Source organism: Prevotella vespertina (assembly GCF_009728485.1).
Classification (GTDB): domain Bacteria; phylum Bacteroidota; class Bacteroidia; order Bacteroidales; family Bacteroidaceae; genus Prevotella; species Prevotella vespertina.
This window is the reverse complement of sequence record NZ_VVIQ01000003.1, coordinates 94,790-110,394: the sequence shown is the minus strand read 5'-3', so window position 1 is coordinate 110,394 and position 15,605 is coordinate 94,790. Positions and strand designations below refer to the sequence as shown.

Here is a 15,605-nt window from a genome sequence, read left to right as displayed (position 1 = left end):
TGACAAGTAAACGGGTTGTTTGTTCTATTTGAAATGAGGCTATTTACTCCCCTCTTCATTCGGAGAGGGGTGGGGGTGAGGCTTCTTCTCTATTCCATTGTTTCTACCGTCACGTCCTTAAACTCTGCCATAAAGTTGAGCAAATGACTTTGGTAATGGTTTCGCTTCACCTTCATCTCCATCGTAACTAGGTAGTAATGACCCGACGAAGTGTCTTTGCGATTCATCTCATAAGAGTCTATTATTACCTCTTTCTCACGTAATTGCTGTAGAACAAGCTTTATATTCTGCTCTTTCGGAGTGCTGAACGTAACACTAATATTGCGTGTTCCGAAGTGTTGTAAGATGAAATAAAGGGCTTCCAAACATAGGATAACGAGGATAGTTGTTGCGATAGAGAGCACGTACATACCAGCTCCAGCGGTCATACCAATGGCAGATGTCACCCATAAACCAGCCGCTGTGGTGAGTCCTCTCACTACATGTTTCTGAAAGATAATCGTACCTGCGCCAATGAAACCAATTCCTGTGACTACCTGTGACGCAATACGACTGGGGTCGAGTGATACATGCTCGTGCATACTTAGAGCGTCACTGAATCCGAATTGGGATAGAACCATAAACAAACCACTGCCCAACGCCACTAAGAAATGCGTTCGAAAGCCTGCTTCTTTCGCACGATATTCACGTTCCAGTCCGATAGCTCCACCCAACATAGCTGCTATAAACAGCCGTAATATGAACTCAGAAGTTGTTATATTCATGATGTTTATCTTTTAAGTAAATAGGTCTTCGGCACAAAAATACAAAAATAATAATGTAACCTACGCCTTTCTTTGCGAAAAAATACGCCTTTAACCCTTGTCGGGTTATCCTAGGATTGAAGTGTAAAACGCTTTCCTCATAAATGAGGATTGTTTATGTTAAGGCTTATCCGTACCTTTGTCGGATAATTTATTTCGACGAATGAAGCAAGAACTAATTGATAAATACAATGTGTCTGTACCTCGTTATACGAGTTATCCACCCGCTAACTTCTTCCGTCCTTTTACAGGAGAAGAGTATCTGAAAGAGGTTGATTATAGCAATGAGGTGCGTGAAAAGAACCTTTCCTTCTATTTCCACATGCCTTTCTGTCGCCGTCTTTGCCATTATTGTGGCTGTAATTCCTATCCAATGGCTAAGGAAGAGCGGGTTGCAGAATATGTGCAAGCGTTGCATAAAGAGATAGATCTCGTGGCAGCCCACTTGGATAAGAGTAGGCGTATATCGCAGATTCATTATGGTGGTGGTAGTCCAACTGCTATGCCAGTGAGTGTTTTGAAGGAACTAAATGAGCATTTACTATCTCTGTTCTCAACGATAGAGCAGCCCGAAATCGCCATAGAATGTCACCCTGGTTATCTAACGTCAAAGGACTGGCAAGGCTTGTTGGATGCACGATTTAATCGTTTTAGTCTGGGTATTCAGGACTTCAATGAGGATGTACTAAGGCTCGTTAATCGCACACCTTCTGAATTACCAACGGAAGAGATAGTGGCTATTCTTCGTAACGCAGGCGTTAGTCTTAACATGGACTTCCTTTTTGGTTTACCGCTTCAGACGTCGGATAGCTTCAAGACTACAATAGAACGTGCAGTAGCAATGCGCCCCGACCGAGTTACAACCTTTAGTTATGGTCACTGCCCATGGATATTTAAGCGCCAGATGATACTTGAGAAGGCTGGTCTCCCTAGTGCGGAAGAGAAGGCATTGATGTTCCAAAAGGCTAAAGAGGTACTGCATGAGGCAGGTTATCTTAGTGTTGGTCTGGATCATTTTGTGCTCCCTAATGATGAACTATCTGAGGCTTTGCGGTCGCATAGATTACATCGTAACTTCCAAGGTTATTGTACTCGTCGCACAACAGGACAAGTGTATGCCTTTGGTGTAACAGGTATTAGTCAGTTAGATACAGCCTATGCCCAGAATACAAAGTCTATAGATGAATATATTGCAGAGGTCACAATGGGCACATTACCTATTCGCAAAGGTTACCAACTAACGCCTAGAGAACGAATTGTACGTGAGGTCATAGAGCGTTTGATGTGTAACTATCATCTTGATTGGACACATCTTGCAGAGGATTTAGTAATATCTGTTGCTGAGGTGAAAAGGGCTATCAATTATGATGTAGAACGCCTGCAAGAGATGGAACGTGATGGTATTCTTCGTTTGACAGAACATACGTTGGAGATGACAGGAGAGGGCAATCCCTTTGTTAGAACAGTGGCTGCAGCACTTGACCCAATGATGATAGACACTGATAAGAAGTTCTCAAAACCGATATAAAAAGCCTTATATCTCAGCCTTGCTTTATTGAGAGAAGAGCGGGCGAGAGGCTTCTATATAACATAAATAATATGGAACAACAAAGAAAGATAGTTGTGGTTGGCGCCGGACTTACTGGTCTTACTTGTGCCGCCCACCTGCGTCATAAAGGTCAGGATGTTGTGGTACTGGAGGCGACTGAGCGTATCGGTGGACTCATGCAGACGGAAGAGATAGACGGATTCATTATGGAACAAGGACCGAGTACGGGTACTATTAAATATCCAGAGGTGGCTGAACTCTTCGATATGTTAGGCGATGATTGTGCGCTAGAGGTGGCACAGCGTTCTGCTAAGTGCCGTTTGATATGGAAAGATGGGCGCTTTCGTGCACTGCCTTCTGGACTTTGGTCAGCTATCACAACCCCGCTCTTCACCTTGAAGGATAAGTTCCGCATCCTTGGTGAACCATGGCGTAAGAAGGGAACAGACCCTAATGAGAGTGTTGGAAGCCTTGCTGAACGACGCTTAGGGCGGTCATTTGTGGACTATGCAGTCGACCCTTTCCTCTCTGGTGTGTATGCTGGCGATCCCTATAAGCTACCTACTCGCCTCGCCTTGCCTAAGCTCTATGCTCTAGAACAGCAGTATGGTAGCTTTATTAAAGGCTCTATAGCACTGGCTAAACAGCCTAAGACAGCCAGAGACAAGCGTGCGACGAAGGATGTTTTCTCAACGTGTGGAGGATTCCGCAACCTAGTTTCTGCGTTAGGGAGAGTCATAGGTGAGGATAGAATCATAACGAGTTGCAAGGAGTTAAGAATAGAGCCGTTAGGAGATAAGTGGAAACTAGTTTGGGGCGAGAATACTATAATAGCTGAGCAAGTCATTACCACTTGTCCAGCCTATGCTTTACCCGAGTTATTGGAGTTTTTACCTAAGGAACAGCTCAATGATTTAAGCAACCTTTATTATGCTCCTGTAATAGAGATTGGAGTGGGAATGAGGAATACGGGGCGTGTACATTGGAATGCTTTTGGTGGTTTGGTACCTTCTAAAGAACGCCAGAATGTATTGGGAATCCTTATGCCTTCCGCTTGCTTCGAAGGTCGTTCACCTAAAGAAGGAGCCAATTATGCGTTCTTCATTGGCGGTGCTCGCCATCCAGAATATCTCAATAAGACGGATGAAGAGCTTACGGAATTGGTGAATAAGTCTCTTCATACGATGTTAGGATACCCCGAAGGTACGCGTGCAGACGTTATTCGCATTTATCGACATAGCCATGCTATCCCACAATATATGCCCGAAACAGATGCTAGGCTCCATGCTATTGACACCATAGAACAAGCGCACCCTGGCTTACATATCATAGGTAATCTGAAAGATGGTATCGGGATGGGCGACAGGATTAAGCAAGCTGTGGATATGGCAGATAGGATTAGTTCGATATAAGGAGTTAAAAGGACTGTTAGACAGCCTTATGAATATACGGGAAGGGCTGAATCACCTATTGTGATTCAGCCCTTTTGTTATTTCAGAGAATACTAGTTGCCTATTTGTTAGAAGCGATAAGTCACCGTAGCCTTGATGTTTCGTGGTGCTCCAGGGAATGAGCGGAGCTTGTCGTAACCGCCTACCCAGTATACTTTATTCATCACATTATCAAGATTCAGTTGTACTTGTAGGTTGCGCAGACGATAGTATAAAGCCGCATTCACCAAGCCATATCCAGGATAAACAATCGTATTCTCACGTCTTCCGACCTGTCCATATCGTTTTGTTACAGCATTCAAGCCGAGTCCGAAACCAAAGTTACGTAGCGCACCAGTAGGAACGATATACTTCGACCATATATTGAAGGCATTTCGTGGAGTATTAGGACGTTGCATACCAAAGTCCTTTTCTGAGTCAGTCGCAGTCTTAGTGATTGCTGCATGTGTATAAGCATAGTTAGCAACGATACTCCAGTTTGGTAAGATGAAGCCTGCTATATCCATTTCTATACCCTTTGATGTTTCTTCACCCACCTGTTCCAGTCGTTCTGGATTGGCTGGATCATTTGCATTATAGAGCGTGTTACGCTTCTGAAGATGGAAGAAGGAGAGCGTCGTACTGAGCCGTTTGTCGAACCATTCTCCCTTGAGTCCTGCCTCAAACAGTTGGCTATATTCTGGGTCGAAAGGTCCACCTGTATTAGGATTTCCCTGTACAGACGCACTCTGTGGCTCAAACCCCTTTACCCAAGTGCCATATACATTTAAGTTCTGATTAATGGCAACGACTGCACCAATACGTGGTATGAAGGCGTGTTGTGTGGTGCGTGTCTCCTTGTTAGTCTTGTAATTCAAGATATCTGTGAAGTATTCCTGGCGGATACCCAAGAGCAGTTTAACGGGTCCTGCCTCAAGTTGTTCCTGCAGGTAGATGCCGTGAGAATATTGCAAATAAGGCGAGAGAACCGTTGTTACGAAGACGTATTTAGAGTAGTCACGCTCCACGTTGTTATTATTACTTGTTAAGTCATAATAGGGGACGTTGGTCTTTGGATTACCATCCTTGTCTAGTATGTAACGTGCAATGTTTGCGGGTTTAAAGGCTGTTGTTGTCGTTCCATCCTTGAGTAGGTATCCGCCAGCAGTCATAGCAGATGAGCCAGCCTGCTGTGCCATTTGGAAGTAATCATAGCCCAGCAGGATGCGATGACGCAGCATACCTGTTGTCACATTATAGTTGAAATAGGTATTAAAACTATTGTTACGGAAGTGGCGCTGACGTATCAGACATTGCATGAGAATACGTGATGGGCTTTGTGAACCATCTGCTAACTTCACGTAAGCGTTAGCTTGGTTGTGCTCACGTAAGTCCTCATCGTAGGATGAATTCAGGTAAGTGGCATTGAGTGAGAGGTTATCTGTGAACTTGTGAGTCACGCCAAGCGTGATGTTTACAAGGTTCTCTTTCAGGTAGTCATTCGTAGCTGATAGCGAACGGCTGATAGGCACTGAACGCAAGTCACCATCACCAAAGATTGGCTGACCACGGTCCACTTTGCCATCTGTACGCTGATATACAACATCGACATTGAAGCGTGTTCTGTGTGTTGGTAGGAATGAGAAAGAAGGTGCGATGATATAATTCGTGTTCTCTTGTAGGTCACGATAGGAGTCGGTATGCTCGTAACCTAGGTTGAGTCGATAGAGCAAGGTATGCTTCTTATCCAGCGGTCCGGTGAAGTCGGCATAGGTGTTCAAGGTGTTGAAACTGCCGACAGTTGTCGATACTGTATTGCGGTTATAGGGCAACGGCTTCTTAGTAACACGGTTGATGACACCTCCTGGTGCTGCGTTTCCAAAGAGGGCTGAAGCAGGTCCTTTGATAACTTCTACACGTTCGATGTTAGCCAATGACTGCTGTTTCCAAAGGCTAGTTTGTGCACGCATACCATTGACGAGGTTACCTGAATTTCGGTTACCTGTTGTTCGAAATCCACGGATAGAGAAGTCGTTATAGAAGGTGTAAGGGCTTACGCCACTGATATTCTTCACCACGTCGTTGACAGTCGTTGCACCTTGGTCGCGCACAAGTTCCTTTGTTACGTAGCCTATGGACTGCGGAATGTCCTTCAGCGGTGTTTCCGTCTTAGTTCCAATGAATGAATTTGTGTTCTTGTATGACCTTTCGTTACGTCCGATAACCTCCACGGTTTGCAATGTCTGGTCATGTAAGAACGGGGTGCTCGATAGCGAGTCTTGCATTAGGCTATCTCTTTGCAGTTCTCCTTGTGAGTGCGCTTGCGCATGAATAGGAAGGGCAGCACTATATAATAAGGTACCCGTCAACAATAAATAAGAATGTAGTCTTGTTAACATGTGATATTTGTATTAATCCTGAAACGTTATATATTTCGCTGTGCAAAAGTATATAAAACAGGTGAATACGGCAATACCTAAGAATAGGTAATATAGTGCGTTTTAGCGACACATACGAGTCAGCTCAGTGACACATATGTGTTACCACCTGTAACACATACGAGTCATTTCATTTACACGTATGTGTCATTTCGGTAACACGTACGTGTCATTTTCGGTTACAATTATGAGTTCTTCTCCCGTCTAAAGGCTATAAGTACATAGATGAGGCTAATGATAGCGACCGCAGTTTCGGCTATGTAGAGACCGCGATAAGCGAAGAGGTGTGCCACGGTTCCCGCTAGTACGGCAACGAGTAACCCGCTTATATGACTGATTACAATCTGTATCGTGAAGTCTGTACCCTCTCTGCCAGGGCGAACACATCGCATGGCTGAGGTGTAGAGAACCACGGTAGCTAGTCCGTAACAAGCCTGAATGTAAATGATGCCCATGACGAATGCTACCTTATTGAAGTCGGTGAAGGTCATTGCAAGGAAATATACGGGTGCCAGAATGATGAGCCCTGCAATGATGATACGTGCTTTATGTATTCCGATTCGGCGTATGAGTACTCCAGAGAACCATGCCATAATAAAGGAGGCAGTGGTACCAACGATTCCCGTAAGGAAGCCAATCTCCTTCATGTCGTAACCCTTATCAACGAGGTAAGGGCGTAACATGGATAGAATACCTATTATGCCCATGTAATAGAGCATTAGGAATCCTATCTGTGGCCATATTTGCTTACGTGTAAAGAAGCGAAAGATATCCGTCCACTTGGCACGCTCTCGTGGCTTCTCATTCTCTATTCTGATATGAGTATTGAGCAGTAAGGGAATGATCATCATCGTAACAAATAAGGCTAGGCAGGGCACTACGACATTCCAACCATAGCTTTTAAGTAAGATGAGCAATAGCCCTCCACCAATGACAGCGCCTCCGAAAGCTCCCATAGATTGCATACTGTTCAGCATACTATGATCGTATTTCTTGAAGGCGAGTATGGCAAGCGCATCAGTAGCTATGTCTTGTGTTGCAGAGGCGAGCATGGAGATGCAAGTAAGGATGATGACGAGCGTAATTTCCGAGTGCACGTTGATGAGCCCAGTGGCTAAGAGTGCAACGGCATATATCAGTTCCGTGGTGACAATCGTTCGTTTGTAGTCGCCCACTGTTACGCAATGTCGGTCAATGAAGGGCGACCAGAGGAACTTAATCGTCCATGGTAGTCGGACGAGGTTTAGCAGTCCGATGGTTGCAAGACTATATTGCCCTTCCCTCATGATTACCTGTAAGGCTGTCATGAGAAAGGATGAAGGTACCATCTGTGCGATGTATAGACAGAAGAACGTACCGAGACTTAGTTTCTTTGAAGATATACTATTGAACATATGATTAGTTGGTTTTTCTGCCCTAATTCTAGAATGTCACGCTGACAGAAGTACCGAAGGATAGAGGCTTACCCTTCTGTGCGTAGTTACCCGTTGACATCTTGAAGCCATACGCCATATAGTCAGTTCCCGTTAGATTCTTACCCCATAGATCCCATGTAACTATACCCTTTGTGATACTAACTTTCGCATTGAGCGTTGCATAGAAGTTCTGTCGGACGATGTTATCATCAGCCCAATAGATACGACCGAGACCTGTTAAACCAGCATTAAATACCACCTTATCAAACCATCCAGCCTGCATAATGGTGTAAGTACCATCTAAGGATAGCGTGTGGTTAGGCACCATAGGAAGTCTATTACCTGAGAAGTCCTCGTTAGCACTCTTCTTGTATTCCAAGTAACGAGCATGGGTGTATCCATAGTTCATTGTGAGCTGTAAACTCTTGATTGGATGATAAGCCATTGAAAGCTCGAAACCCTTGCTATCGGTGTGCCCTGCATTAGCAATCACGTTACCCACACCAGGGACAGTGTAAGTCGTTTGCATGTGTCGCCAGTCAATGTAGAATAAATCAGCCTCGGCTGTCATTCGCCCATTCAAGAACTTCAATCGTGTTCCAACCTCATAGTTCCAGCTGTATTCTGGAGCGTAAGTACGCTCGGCATCAGTTTTGAATATCGTGTTAAATCCGCCTGGCTTATAACCCCTAGTGACACTCGCATAGTAGAGGTTATCCTTGTTTGTGAGATATTGAAGCGTGAACTTAGGTGTGAATTGGCGGAAGCTAGCACTACTAATAAAGTCCCTTACATGAGCTGTTGCGCCTGTTGTAAGCGTCACCTTCTCCTGGTTGTAACTCGTCTTTGCGTGCTCGTAATCAAAGCGTAAACCCGCTGTTGCTGATAAGCCTCTCCATATATTATATGAGCTTTGATGATAGATTGCATAGCCCGTAGTGGGGTTCTTATAGGTAGTAGGCGTTGAGAAATTCCTCGTGTAATAGCTCGTTTCAGCGAATTGGTTGGAATGTAGCAACATACCAAACACGCCAATAATCCATTGGTAACGCCCCTTGTCATTCGACTTCAAGGTGATGTCCTGTGATAACATATTCTGATGATAGCTATTATCAGTGAAGAATATGTCCTTCGGGGTGAAGTCCTGGTCAAGTCCTTGGTGTGATTTGATGAATTGATAAGATGTCTGACTATTGAAACTAATATGTCCGTTCTCATATCGTACATTGAAACCTGTAGAAGAGATAAGACGTTTGTAAGGGCTATTGCGGTTATAACTGATAGGCGACAGCTCATCTTTTACAATATCATAAGGTGCATAAGGATACCCATTCTGCTTACTAAGTGTGAGCGTACTATTGAGATGGATGAGCCAATTCGTGTTGGGTCTCCAATAGAGTCCTATGCGTCCTTCGCCTTCATTCAGCTTGTCAGCCTTCTCATTTAGGAAGTGATTGGTAAACATACCATTGTTGTGATGATAGGAGATAGAGGTAGAGAAACCGAATTGATCACTCACTTTCGAATAGTTAGAAGCCTGTGCAACGAAGTCGTTAAACCTTCCATAACCAACTTTGATGCGTGTCTTTTGATAGTCAAGAGGGTTATGTGTGTAAACATTAATAATGCCTGCAATAGAGTTACGTCCGTATAAAGTGCCTTGTGGACCTCGGAACACATCCACGGCGGCAATATCACTGAGGTCAATGTTGAATGCTGATGACTCAAAGTGGGGCACACCATCAACATAGAATCCCACCGCAGAGCCCTTACTCTTCGAACCTATACCACGGATATATACCGGTGTATTGGCATACGAACCATAGTCAGGCATATAGAAGTTAGGCATCACAGCCGTTAACTCCTTTAGATTCACAATCTGCTGGTTCTGTAATTGCTGAGTGCTAATGGTTGATACAGCCGTAGAGGTTAGGTTTCTCTTGTTTTGCTTAAAGTCAGTTACTACGATCTCATCAAGTGATACGTTCTTGTTCGCTGTTGAGTCAGGGTTTATCCCAGCTGCCCCACTGATAGTTAGGGACGCAAATAATAAGGCATTTAACATATAAGATGGCTTAATTTAAATGTTTTTGTGCTGCAAAGGTACGGATGATGACTTATCCTGACAATCCTCATTTATAAGGAAATTAAGTCGTCTAACTCGTGCTAACAAGCAAAAGGAATGAGATTACAGCAGGCTGGCAAACGCTATTTAATATATTTTCTAATATAGGATAAGCCCTATCTAAAATACTTTTCTTACCTTTGCAAGGTATATTTAAACGATAGAAACGAAATAAGAAGGATGAAGAAGATATCATTTCTCATAGCGATGTTGGCGGTAATACTCGCTTTTGGTTCATGTAGTAAGAGTGAGACTTATGCCAATCAACTCGATAGAGAGAAGAAAGCGATGAACGACTATATCATCAAGCATAGCATTAATGTCATCACGGAAGAGATGTTTGAGAAGCAGGGCTTCACGACTGATGTCACCAAGAACCAGTATGTGCTCTTTAAGAACACAGGCGTGTATATGCAGATAGTAGATAAAGGGACAGGTAGGGCTATTCAGCAAGGTGAGACCGCTACTGTGCTTTGTCGCTTCCGTGAAGACAATCTCTTAAAAGACACCTTACAGCTTACGAACAATGTATTATACTTTGGAGGTAAGGTCGATAAGATGTCTGTGACAAACACAAGTGGTACTTATACGGCTTCGTTTGATCCATCTTCTAGTGTGATGTATGATGTTTATAAGACGGCATCTGTACCTGCTGGTTGGCTCGTACCATTACCTTATATTAAGATAGGACGTATCACTTCGGCAACATCAACACTAGCTCATGTGAAGTTAATTGTCCCATCACAACAAGGGCAGATAGATGCTTCTAGCAATGTTTATCCATGTTTCTATGATATAACTTATCAGCGCGGTTTCTAACATCCAGCACATTAATATATAATAGAGGGTAGCCAACTGCCCTCATAAAGATATTCAAGCATGACTCTTATAAAATCTATTTCCGGCATCCGTGGTACTATCGGAGGTCGTGCGGGGGATACTTTAAACCCGCTGGATATCGTTAAGTTCACATCAGCCTACGCTACTTTCATTGCTCGTAAGCACCCAGGAAAGAAGCTAAAGATAGTTGTTGGGCGTGATGCTCGTATCTCTGGACCTATGGTTAAGAATGTGGTATGTGGCACGTTGATGGGTATTGGAGCAGATGTAATCAACATTGGGCTTGCTACAACGCCTACCACAGAGCTTGCAGTGCGTATGAGTGGTGCTGATGGAGGTATTATTATCACTGCTTCTCACAATCCTCGTCACTGGAATGCACTGAAACTTCTGAACGAGGAAGGAGAGTTCTTGACTGCTGCTGATGGTGCTGAGGTACTCGATATAGCTGCACGTGAAGACTTCGAGTATGCTGATGTAGATGGAGTAGGGAGTTATACGGATGATAACTCATTTGATGAACGTCACATAGAAGCGGTTATGAAGCTTGAATTGCTCGACCTTGAGGCAGTTAAGAAGCGTAAGTTCCGTGTGGTTGTAGACTCTATCAATTCTGTTGGTGGCGTTATTCTCCCTAAGTTGCTAGATCGTCTAGGCGTTGAATATAAGTTCCTTAATGGTGAACCAACAGGTGACTTCGCTCATAACCCAGAGCCTATTGAGAAGAACTTGACGGGTATTATGGATGAGGTAGCCAAAGGTGGCTATGATCTTGGTATCGTTGTTGACCCTGATGTGGATCGTTTAGCATTCATCCAAGAGGATGGTAAGATGTATGGAGAGGAGTACACACTCGTCACTGTGGCTGACTATATCCTCGACCATGTGAAGGGTAGTACCGTTAGCAACCTCTCTTCAACGCGTGCTCTACGTGATGTAACCGAGAAGCATGGCTGCAAGTATTATGCATCAGCGGTCGGGGAGGTCAACGTAACCACAAAGATGAAGGAAGTGGGAGCCGTTATCGGTGGTGAAGGTAATGGTGGAGTTATTTACCCAGAGAGCCATTATGGACGTGATGCACTCGTTGGTATAGCTTTATTCCTTAGCTCATTGGCACAAAAGGGAATGAAGGCAAGCGAGTTACGCAAGACTTTCCCAGAGTATTTCATAGCAAAGAATCGTATCGACCTTACGCCAGAGACCGATGTAGACGCAATCCTTGTTCGTGTAAAGGAGTTGTACGGTCAAGAGAAAGACGTGCATGTTACGGACATTGATGGTGTGAAGCTCGACTTCCCAGACGCATGGGTTCATCTCCGCAAGTCAAACACTGAGCCTATTATTCGCGTCTACAGCGAGGCTAACACGATGGAGGCTGCAGATGCATTAGGCAAGAAGCTCATGCAAGTAGTTTACGATATGCAGTAGTACTCACCTTATATTATATAAGAGAAAGGATGCTTTAGAACTATTCTAAGGCGTCCTTTTCTTTTTTATAAAAGGCTATCTCCCAACCTCTCTCCATTCCGTAAGGGAAGTAGATAGCGTTGTTTATATATAGAGGATATATTCCTTTGAAAGGAAGAGGGCGTTTCTTCGGCAGTTAGAAGGCGTTTCCTTATGATGACGAGAGGCTCTCTTGGTCACGAGGAGACGCCCTCTTTATTTCCATTCATTAGCCCTCTTCATTGAAAGTGATGGTGCTAAGTAGTACAGTTGAAGGCATTTGTCCTACTAGCTTTGGATAGTCTCTTGTAGAGATATAGCCCATGACTATTCCTAAAGATAACTATGTCGTATAAAAAAGTTATCAGAAAATGTCTCAATTAGTTGCTTAATATCTAAGAATTACCTATATTTGACGCGTGATACCTACGCGATCCTAAATCATAAAAGCAATATACTAATCTAACAATGTGATCTTATGAGAAAAACAAAGAATGACCTCAAGTCTGCAAGGAGGGGCGAGAGACTATTCATGGTGAGCCTATTTGCTACATCGTGTTGCATGCTCCCAATGATTAGCCTAGCATCTCCAGCGGATAATGCTGTCATGGTTGTGCAGCAGAAGAGCAATGTAATTCATGGTATGGTGATGGACAATAATGGTGAAGCCATTATAGGAGCTTACGTCGTGAAGAAGGGCGAACGCAGTGGAGCTGTCACTGATGTGGATGGTAAGTTTACGATAGATGCGACGGATGGAACCGAATTAGTCGTGAGTTATGTGGGCTTCCAGTCTAAGACCTTCGTAGTGAAAGCGGGCAAAGCAGACTATTCCATCACGCTAGAAGCTGATAATAAAGTGCTAGATGATGTGGTTGTTGTTGGCTATGGAACTCAAAAGAAGGTAAACTTAACGGGCTCTATAGCGACCGTATCAGCCGATAAGTTGGTGAATCGTACGGGTAGTGACGTATCGAACATGTTGACAGGTCTCATGCCTGGCGTTACTATTATTCAGAACTCCAGTATGCCAGGTGCTGACCAAGGAATCCTTCGTGTACGTGGATTAGGCACCATGGGTAACTCCAGTGCTATGGTAATAGTCGATGGAGTAGAGTCCAGTTTGAGTGCTGTAAACCCTAACGATATAGAGAATATATCGGTATTGAAAGATGCTGCAGCCTCTGCCATCTATGGCGTTCGAGCAGCTAATGGTGTAGTCCTCATTACAACGAAACACGGACAGAAAGGGCGTACAACCGTCACTTATGATGGCTATGTTGGTTGGCAACAAGCCACTCGTATGCCTAAATATGTTGGTTCTTATGACTATGCGAAACTGATGAATCTTGCTTATAAGAATGATGGGCAAGCCGCACCTTATAGTGATTCTGCCCTACAGAAGTTCAAAGATGGTAGCGATCCCGACCGCTATCCAAACTCTGATTGGTTGGGTGCTTTGCTAAGTGAAAAGGGCTTCTTCCATAACCATCACGTGGGTATAAAGGGCGGAGGTGACCGCGTTGTCTACTCTTTGGCGATGAACTATTTTGATAAGGATGGCTTGATTTATAACACAAACTACAAGAAGTTTAATATCTTAACCAACCTTGATGCACAAATAAATAAGCGTGTTAAGTTGTCAACGAATCTCTCGCTCTATCGTAGTAAGCAAACATCTCCTGCAGAAGGGGTGAGCAACTTGATGCATTATGCCTTTAGAGAGGCGCCTACAACAGCCATCCAATATGCAAATGGGCACTATCCTCTCTTCAAAAACGAGCATAACTCGGTTGCTTCCGCTCGAATGGGTGGAACGAGTACAAACGTTGTGACGAGTGTTCAAGGTAATCTTGGATTGACGGTAGACATAGTTGATGGCTTGAAATTCCGTGGTATTGCCGCTTCTTCATTCAGCCTTTCTGACAATCCCGTACATAGTATGTCAATGCCATTCTATGGTATCAATGCGGGTGGCGAATCGTTGGTGAAGACCACACAAAGCTATATCTCAGAGTACGATATCAAGTATTTTGAGACGAACCTACAGGCTTATCTCGATTATAACAAGACCTTCGGGAAGCACAGCATTAGTGGTTTACTAGGCTTATCTCAGATCTATCAGCAAACACGTTACCTCTATGCGATGCGCAAGAACTTACCCAATAGCCTCAGCCAGTTGAGTGCTGGTGAAGTAAAAGGGCAGAGTACAGATGGTAATGAGGTTGAGTATGCACTGCGTTCAGCCTTTGGCCGCTTGAATTATGTATATGCTGATAAGTATCTCTTCGAGGCTAACTTGCGTTATGATGGTACTTCACGCTTTCCAAAGAATAAGCGATTCGGTGCATTCCCATCCTTCTCTTTAGGTTGGAGAGTATCTGAAGAAGCTTTCATGCAGTCTACTCACTCGTGGCTTAACAACTTGAAGTTGCGCCTGTCATGGGGATTACTTGGTAATCAAGAGACCGTTAATTCTGATGGTTCCGTCAACTATTATCCTTACCAGAACACTTACAGTTACGGTTACGATTACAGTTACAACGACCAGTTGCAGTCGGGTATCTCCATCTCATCACGTATGGCAAACCCTAATATTACATGGGAGAAGACAGCGCAGTGGAACTTTGGTATTGACGCTACTCTCTTCAGTAACCGCTTGAACTTCACGTTGGATGTGTTCCGTAAGGATACTCGTGATATTCTTTTGCAGCTCCCTGTTCCTGGTATCTTGGGCGTTGATCCTCCTATGCAGAATGCTGGTAAGGTGCGTAACACAGGTTTCGAACTTCAAACGAGTTACAACAATCATGTCGGCGACTTCGTCTATTCTATAACAGGAAACTTCAGTTATGTGCATAATAAGATAGTTGACCTTAGTGGAGGCGATGTACCAGGGCAGTCAGTAGGTGACCCACTTTGGGCGTACTATGGCTATGTGTGCGATGGAATATTCCGTTCACAACAGGAGATAACCAATCATGTTAGGCAGTCGATGGGCGATCCCGTACCAGGTGACTTGAAGTATCGTAATCTCAATGATGACGATAAGGTGGACAGCAACGACCGTAAGATTCTAGGTTCATACTTCCCTAAGATCAACTATGGCATTAATATCAACTTGCAGTATAAGGGCTTCGATCTCAGTGCAGTGCTACAAGGTGCGGCCGACGTGAAAGGCTTACCAGTGCCCGAGATACGCTATGCCTTCTATAATGGTGGTAAGGTGACAAACAAGTACCTCGATAGTTGGATAGAGGATAACCCTAACGCTTCGATGCCACGACTATCTATGACTGACAAGAAGAACAGGCTCATCTCGAGCTTCTGGGTACAGGATGCTTCTTACTTGAAGATGCGCAATATCCAACTCGGATATACGCTCCCTGCAAAGCTAATGAGCAAGTATGGAGTTAGTAGGATGCGTATTTATGGTAGCATAGATAACCTCTTTACCATCTCTAGCTTCGATAGTGTAGACCCAGAATTAGTTTCTGGTAGCTACTACCCATTGACGCGTAATTATACTATAGGGCTTAACATAACATTCTAAAAG

General features: G+C 44.0%; 9 protein-coding genes. 5 read left to right on the top strand and 4 right to left on the bottom strand.

The window, feature by feature from the left end; genetic code table 11:
- Window positions 1-89: 89 nt before the first annotated feature.
- A complete protein-coding gene (locus F0475_RS03725) occupies window positions 90-764 on the bottom strand; it encodes an MgtC/SapB family protein (RefSeq protein ID WP_009434867.1) in 675 nt (224 codons plus the stop codon).
- Window positions 765-966: 202 nt separating this feature from the next.
- Between F0475_RS03725 and hemN the strand changes: the two genes are divergently transcribed.
- Together hemN and hemG are read left to right on the top strand one after the other, a co-directional pair.
- Window positions 967-2,331, top strand: a complete 1,365-nt coding sequence (gene hemN, locus F0475_RS03720) for an oxygen-independent coproporphyrinogen III oxidase (protein ID WP_155715451.1) — start codon at window positions 967-969, stop codon at window positions 2,329-2,331.
- Window positions 2,332-2,402: 71 nt separating this feature from the next.
- Window positions 2,403-3,764 (top strand): protoporphyrinogen oxidase, encoded by a 1,362-nt coding sequence (gene hemG, locus F0475_RS03715; protein WP_155715449.1) that lies wholly within the window; start codon window positions 2,403-2,405, stop codon window positions 3,762-3,764.
- Window positions 3,765-3,871: 107 nt separating this feature from the next.
- On the opposite strand, the gene F0475_RS03710 is transcribed toward hemG, so the two are convergent.
- The 3 genes from F0475_RS03710 to F0475_RS03700 form a co-directional block, all read right to left on the bottom strand.
- Entirely contained in the window at window positions 3,872-6,181 is a 2,310-nt protein-coding gene (locus F0475_RS03710; protein ID WP_155715447.1) for a TonB-dependent siderophore receptor, read from the bottom strand.
- A gap of 224 nt (window positions 6,182-6,405) precedes the next feature.
- Window positions 6,406-7,614: an MFS transporter gene (locus F0475_RS03705; protein WP_155715445.1), complete on the bottom strand. Its 1,209-nt coding sequence runs from the start codon at window positions 7,612-7,614 to the stop codon at window positions 6,406-6,408.
- Between the two features lie 28 nt (window positions 7,615-7,642).
- Window positions 7,643-9,700 carry a TonB-dependent receptor gene (locus F0475_RS03700; RefSeq protein WP_155715443.1) on the bottom strand — a complete coding sequence of 686 codons (2,058 nt, stop codon included), beginning with the start codon at window positions 9,698-9,700 and terminating at the stop codon, window positions 7,643-7,645.
- 240 nt (window positions 9,701-9,940) lie between these two features.
- Between F0475_RS03700 and F0475_RS03695 the strand changes: the two genes are divergently transcribed.
- The 3 genes from F0475_RS03695 (at window position 9,941) to F0475_RS03685 (ending at window position 15,602) form a co-directional block, all read left to right on the top strand.
- Window positions 9,941-10,579, top strand: coding sequence for a DUF4827 domain-containing protein (locus F0475_RS03695; RefSeq protein WP_009434835.1), 639 nt, complete (start codon window positions 9,941-9,943; stop codon window positions 10,577-10,579).
- A 60-nt stretch (window positions 10,580-10,639) separates the two neighbouring features.
- The gene (gene glmM / locus F0475_RS03690; protein ID WP_155715441.1) at window positions 10,640-12,031 is read left to right on the top strand and encodes a phosphoglucosamine mutase; all 1,392 of its coding nucleotides are present in this window, start codon (window positions 10,640-10,642) and stop codon (window positions 12,029-12,031) included.
- 496 nt (window positions 12,032-12,527) lie between these two features.
- The gene (locus tag F0475_RS03685) at window positions 12,528-15,602 is read left to right on the top strand and encodes a SusC/RagA family TonB-linked outer membrane protein (protein WP_155715439.1); all 3,075 of its coding nucleotides are present in this window, start codon (window positions 12,528-12,530) and stop codon (window positions 15,600-15,602) included.
- The last annotated feature ends 3 nt before the right edge of the window (window positions 15,603-15,605 follow it).

What these genes read in the sequence shown, in the direction of transcription:
- hemN (WP_155715451.1), top strand. Translation starts at nt 967, where the DNA reads ATGAAGCAAGAACTAATTGATAAATACAATGTGTCTGTACCTCGTTAT.
- F0475_RS03710 (WP_155715447.1), bottom strand. Translation starts at nt 6,181, where the DNA reads ATGTTAACAAGACTACATTCTTATTTATTGTTGACGGGTACCTTATTA.
- glmM (WP_155715441.1), top strand. Translation starts at nt 10,640, where the DNA reads ATGACTCTTATAAAATCTATTTCCGGCATCCGTGGTACTATCGGAGGT.
- hemG (WP_155715449.1), top strand. Translation starts at nt 2,403, where the DNA reads ATGGAACAACAAAGAAAGATAGTTGTGGTTGGCGCCGGACTTACTGGT.
- F0475_RS03705 (WP_155715445.1), bottom strand. Translation starts at nt 7,614, where the DNA reads ATGTTCAATAGTATATCTTCAAAGAAACTAAGTCTCGGTACGTTCTTC.
- F0475_RS03700 (WP_155715443.1), bottom strand. Translation starts at nt 9,700, where the DNA reads ATGTTAAATGCCTTATTATTTGCGTCCCTAACTATCAGTGGGGCAGCT.
- F0475_RS03685 (WP_155715439.1), top strand. Translation starts at nt 12,528, where the DNA reads ATGAGAAAAACAAAGAATGACCTCAAGTCTGCAAGGAGGGGCGAGAGA.
- F0475_RS03695 (WP_009434835.1), top strand. Translation starts at nt 9,941, where the DNA reads ATGAAGAAGATATCATTTCTCATAGCGATGTTGGCGGTAATACTCGCT.
- F0475_RS03725 (WP_009434867.1), bottom strand. Translation starts at nt 764, where the DNA reads ATGAATATAACAACTTCTGAGTTCATATTACGGCTGTTTATAGCAGCT.